Origin of the sequence: Bacillus sp. BB51/4 (assembly GCF_008368845.1) — a bacterium.
GTDB classification, from domain to species: domain Bacteria; phylum Bacillota; class Bacilli; order Bacillales; family Bacillaceae_G; genus Bacillus_A; species Bacillus_A wiedmannii.
Genome location: NZ_QOSC01000039.1, coordinates 309 through 6,397 on the forward strand (window position 1 = coordinate 309; position 6,089 = coordinate 6,397).

Annotated in this window: 4 protein-coding genes; all 4 read right to left on the minus strand. The window is 36.3% G+C overall.

Going from position 1 to position 6,089, the window contains the following annotated elements; all coding sequences use genetic code 11:
• The coding region (locus DN392_RS30020; protein WP_255448118.1) for a Cna B-type domain-containing protein at nt 1-1,749 on the minus strand (1,749 nt) is incomplete at its 3' end.
• A gap of 549 nt (nt 1,750-2,298) precedes the next feature.
• Complete coding sequence (locus tag DN392_RS30025; RefSeq protein ID WP_088091194.1) at nt 2,299-3,855, minus strand: fatty acid--CoA ligase; 1,557 nt, start codon at nt 3,853-3,855, stop codon at nt 2,299-2,301.
• A gap of 205 nt (nt 3,856-4,060) precedes the next feature.
• Nucleotides 4,061-5,551, minus strand: a complete 1,491-nt coding sequence (locus DN392_RS30030; protein ID WP_002007015.1) for a coproporphyrinogen III oxidase — start codon at nt 5,549-5,551, stop codon at nt 4,061-4,063.
• Between the two features lie 142 nt (nt 5,552-5,693).
• The coding region (locus DN392_RS30035; RefSeq protein WP_149238252.1) for an LPXTG cell wall anchor domain-containing protein at nt 5,694-6,089 on the minus strand (396 nt) is incomplete at its 5' end.

A 6,089-nucleotide genomic window follows, 5' to 3' on the forward strand; every position in this document is an offset into this window, starting at 1 on the left:
CTCTTCTGTCACTTTTGGTGTTTCCGGTTTTTCTTCTTTTATTTCTTCTATTGTCTCTTCTTCAACTTGCTCTTCTTCTGGTTTTACATGAATTTCCGGCTTCTCCGTAACTTCTGGCTTCTCTAACTCTTTCGGCTCTTCTGTTACATTTGGTGTTTCTGGGGTAGTTGGAGCTTCCAGTTCTTCTATCAATTCTTCTTTACCTTGTTCTTCTACTTCTGTTACTTCGTGGATTTTTATATTTGTAATATCATATCCGTTAACTTTCGATTGATATCCTGATACTGGTTGTTCTTTCACTTCATACGTATAAGCTTTTCCGGCATTATCAACTGCTGGTAACTTTCCAAACTCATATTTCCAATCATTTGCTGCCGTAACTTCTTTCGTTGTAATGACTTTACCATTTTGTAGTAAATCTACTTTAATCGTTTTTGGGCGATCGTTTACTTTGTCGCCTTCCCACGTTTTCGTTCCTGCAACAGATATAGTTTTCAACTTATTTGGAACCATAAGTTTTATTCCGTTTGTAGCATCCTTCTTAATTGTAAAAGGAGTTTTTGCTTGTGAATCAAACTCTACATAGTTCGGGGCAGAAATTTCTTGTACGTAATAATTACCTGGAGCAAGGTTTGGCGCTTCAACTATTCCGTCTTGATTTGTTGTATAGGAATCACCAATTTGCTGACCTGACTCTGTAAACAATTTAAAAGAAACACCTGGAATAAACTTATTCTCGTCTCCTTCAATATGTTTAACAATCTGCAACGTTCCTTTCGCAGGTAAAACCCCTTCAGTCCCGCCGCCAAACGATATATTTTCAACCTTTACACTATTAGATTCAGAAATAGGTTTCTCATATAAAATTTGATAATCAAGCTTGTAGTCATTCTGTAGATGTTTCAACTTTTTCCCGCTATCAGTAATCGTTGATGTATAGAAAATAGTAAACGACGTAGCGTTCGCCATATGTCTATAAATTACAACTTCAAATGAGTTATCACTTGTAAGCTTAATGTATCCATAACCTCGGTCTTGAAATTGTTTAAGAGACAAATACTCTTTATTATTGATAGTAATAGTAAAACTATCTTTATTTAGCGTTTGTCCTTCTTGTAACGTATCTTTTAAAACAATATTGTCATGTAAATATTGTTTCTTTAAATTTATATTTAAAAACCAACGCACTTCATTACTTTTGTCTGGCTGAATATCACCAGACTTATAGAAAAAGATACCCGGTTCTGTACCCTCTCCTTTTGGATGCGTAATACTTACCGTTTGTTTTTCTAAATCTGTCCCTAAATTCGTTTGTACATCTTTCGTCTTTCCTGCTTCAACATTCGTACCTTGAACAGTGAAATTAAAGTTCCCTCTAATATTCTCAAGCTTCTCTACCGTATCATTAAATGTACAAACTACATTATTTGCATTAATTTGGCACGTGCCAAAAACACGCCCTGCCTCATCCTTTAACGCAATTGTGCCACTATAACCTTTTAATTCTGGAGGAAGTGCTAACGTTAATGTATCCCCAGACTTCATCTTCTTTCCGGGTTTTTCACTAAAGTTTACATGTATCGTAGTCTTTTCTCCATAACTTAATTTCGTCTTTTCAAATGCAAAACTATCAACAAATCCTGTTGCGTTTAATTCTTGAGCATGCCCTATGATGGGCGTAAAAACTTGTCCAATGATAACAGTAAAAATAAAACAAATTACAGATATTCTTTTTAAATATGTACTCATAAAACCTCCAATGTTAATTGTTAAACTTTTTAGCCGTGAGATCTATTCCACCCAAAATACCCCTTAAACTAAGGGGGTACGGACTAAAGATTATTTGCAGCATCAAACCATCGTTAGTTCTACAACATAAAGTAATAAACAGTACAATTCATTCACTATATTGTGTTCATTCCTACTTTTTTTCGGGCAGCCAACAATAAATACTATTCCTAATAAAAACACATTACAAGACTGTTCATTTACATATTAATTTGTTACTATATTCATGCTACCAAAATATACTGAATGACCACTTTATTCATACAGTCATCTGATGACTGACCTTCTTTATCTTTCAGCGATAATTCTCCTATAATAAATTTATTCCACTCTTACTAAATTTATTATTTTAACATCTATACAATCCACCTGAAAAATATTTTTATATAATAATAAAGGAGAGTTTAAATAGAAGATACACACCATTTTTTCAATCGTTTTCAAAAAAATAAAGCTATCTTTTCTTATTAAAAAAGATAGCTTTATCTGTATAGACGACTGCTCTACTCCCTATTGTTTTGCGCCTTTCAACGACTCCCTCAGGACAAATTTTTGTAATTTTCCACTCGCATTACGAGGCAGTTCATCCACAAATAAATAGTGACGAGGACGTTTATAATCTGCTAATTCATCACTTTCTTTACAATATATTTCCAAACCCTCTTCTGTAATCGTTTCATCTTTCTTTACAACAACTGCCACAACACGTTCTCCCCATAATTCATCTGGCTCACCAAGCACGGCAACATCTAATACACCAGGATGACTATGAAGGAAATCTTCAATTTCACGAGGATAAATATTAACGCCGCCACTAATTACCATGTCATCCACACGATCTGCGACGAATAAATAGCCATCTTTATCGAAGTAACCTAAATCACCAGAGTGATACCATCCTTTATACATCGATTTGGCATTTGCTTCTTCTCGGTTATGATAACCAGCCATCATAGTTGGGCCGCGCAAAATAATCTCCCCAACTTCATAAGGAGGCAATACATCATCCGGTTCTGCTGGTGCATCATCGTTTGGTTTTACAATGCGAATTTCATGACTAAAGCATGGCGTGCCTGCTGAACCTGCTTTCGTAATTTGATCTTCTTCTACGAGAAACGCAACGACTGGCCCCATTTCTGTCATTCCGTAAATTTGTACAAGATCAATATAAAGACGTTCTTTACATTCCTTCACTAATGCTGGCGCCATCGCCGCTCCACCATATATACCAATCTTCATCGACGTTAAATCGTACTGTGTTAAATCTTTTTGCAGTAACATATTCCACATCGTCGGTGCTGCAAAAAACGTCGTAATCTTCTCTTCTTGAATCGTATGTAATACTCTATCCGTATCAAAATGATGCAAAATAACATTCTTTCCGCCAACTTGAATACGCGGAATGATTCCAGCATTTAACTCGCCGCAATGATATAAAGGTGCTACAACAAGTCCGGCACTATCTCTATTATATTTTAAGAAATAAGTACAAATCATACTATGCTCAGTCATTTCACGATGACGATGCAATACGCCTTTCGGATGACCTGTCGTACCGCTCGTATACAGCATAGAACAATAATCCATTTCATCAATTTCGATATCTATTTTCTCAGAAGATGCTACATTCACTTTTTCATGATAAGAACTAGCATAGGAAGGTGTATCGTCTTCTACGTACCAAAAAGACGAATTTGGAAAATCGCGTTCAATAATAGCAACAGTTGATTCAACCGCTTTTTCAAAGACTACTACTTTCGAGGCTGCATCTTGAAGGATATACGATAATTCTTTTGCTTTTAAACGGAAGTTAATCGGGTTAAAGATTGCCCCAATTTTCGCACAGGCTAAGTAAACGTTTACAAATTCACGGCAATTATATAAGTAGACAGATACAGTATCTCCCTTTCTTACCCCTTCTTTCAACAGAGCTTGCGCCGTTTTATTTATTTGCTCATCCCACTGTTTATATGTCCAGCGAATATTTTTTTCCGGCTCTACTAACGCCTCTTTATTCGGATACTTACCAACCGCTAAATCAAATATTCTCCCTATCGTCATGTACATGCCAACAATTTCCCCCTTTTCTCTTTCATAAATCTATCATTTCGTCCATAAGTAGACATTGTCCTCTAATGATTTGACTAATTTTTCTGATTATTATCGACATAGTTTTACAAACAGTGTGGTCTATTGGTAAATGAAATTATAGCAACTTACTCACAACAATATAAAAAAGAGGCTATTCCAAATCGGAACAACCTCTTTCTTCTTATACAAATAGCTCTTCTAAAATTTTCAGTTTGTCTTCTGTATATTTTACGAAGCCATCGTTATATGATTTTGGATCTTTCGGATTTGCGAAGTGCGTAATTGCACCTGTCTTCGGATGAACAAATTTACTTGATGCACCACAGCCAAGTCCGATAATCGATTGAACTTCTTCCATAATAACAATGTTATAAATACTTTCTTGCGTCGGCATTGCATAACCAACGTTCTCTAAGTTACCTAAAATATTCTTTTGACGATATAGGTAATATGGTACGTAATTATGCTTTTGCGTCCACTCTTCTGCTTCGTGCATCATCGCTGTAATTTCTTCGCGACCTGCTACTTTATATTTACGTTTGTTTTGCGTCATTTCAGAAGCACGTTTAAATGATAACGTATGAACTGTTAATGATTCTGGCATTAACTTTTCTGTTTCATCTAACGTATGCTTGAAGATATCTAGCCCTTCACCAGGAAGACCAATAATTAAGTCCATATTAATATTGTTCATTCCCATTTCACGAGCTAAGTGATACTTCTCAATTGTTTCTTCTACAGTATGATGACGCCCAATTGCTTTTAGTGTCTCTTGATGGTATGACTGCGGATTAATACTAATACGGTCAATATTCCATTTATTTAACACTTCTAGTTTTGCTGGCGTAATTGTATCTGGGCGACCTGCCTCAACTGTTACTTCACGCACATTTTTCACATCTGGGAACGCTTCATACATTTCTTCATACAGCATATCCATCTCTTCTGCTGTAATACTTGTCGGTGTACCGCCGCCGTAATAAATCGTCGTAACTGTTACACCTTTTTCTTTTAAAAACTTACCAATTTCACGAACTTCATAATGTAAACCACCTAAGAATGAATCAACAGAGCCTTGGCGTCCGTTAATTGCATACGCCGGGAATGTACAATATGCACATTTTGTTGGACAGAATGGAATACCGATATAAATACTTACTTCCTCTTTCAAACGGTATAAATCCGGAACTACCGCTAATTGGCAATCCACAATACGCTGAAGAAGTTCAATTTTCTCTTCATGAATTAAATAGCTTTCACGAAGTTCTTGGTGTGCTTCTTCTTTTGACATACCACTTTGAAGCATTTTATGAAGAAGTTTCGTCGGACGAACTCCCGTTAAAATGCCCCAGCTTTGTTCAAGACCAGTTAACTGCTGAAGAACAGAAAGATATACATAAGAAACAACGTGCTTCACTTGCTTCATACGCTCTTTTTCATCTGTGAAAGCAGATAAATCTTTTGCGAATGTTTCTTCATACACATTTCCAGTAGCAACATCTGTTAAACGAGCTGATGCTTTCACATTCTCTTCAATGTGTATATCAACGATAAGATTTGCTTCCTCTTGTTCAAATCCAATCGTACTATCTTCAAAAAATAAGCCGCCAATATTTTGCAGCGGACGTAAAAAACGATCATCTTGTAGCGTTTTAATTGAAATTAACAACATTATCACCTTTTCATTTGCAAACTCTCTTTAGTTTACTTGAAGGGCGTTTGCAGGTCAATACAGAAGGCTTTACCTTATTTCTTCTATTTAAAAACTTAAAGGCAGAAGAGATGACATTTCTCTTCTGCCTTTTATAAATCTATTAGCTATTTTTAGTCATAAATCTTAAACGCATTCCTAATAACACAAGAATTACACCTATAAATGGAAGGTAATTTGTATTATGTCCTGTAGCTGGCAGTTTTTGATCATTGGAACTGCCTTGCTCTTTTTCTGGTAAGTTAGGCTTTCCTACTTCTTCACCCGGCTTCTCTGTTTCTTCACCTGGCTTCTCTGTTTCTCCGCCCGGTTTCTCTGTTTCTCCGCCCGGTTTTTCTGTTTCTTCGCCTGGCTTTTCTGTTTCTTCGCCTGGTTTTTCTGTCTCTTCACCTGGTTTTTCTGTCTCTCCACCCGGTTTTTCTGTCTCTCCACCCGGTTTTTCTGTCTCTTCACCTGGCTTCTCTGTTTCTCCACCTGGTTTTTCTGTCTCTTCACCTGG

Excerpts from the sequence above, each read along its gene's own strand:
- DN392_RS30025 (WP_088091194.1), bottom strand. The coding sequence starts at position 3,855 with ATGTACATGACGATAGGGAGAATATTTGATTTAGCGGTTGGTAAGTAT.
- DN392_RS30030 (WP_002007015.1), bottom strand. The coding sequence starts at position 5,551 with ATGTTGTTAATTTCAATTAAAACGCTACAAGATGATCGTTTTTTACGT.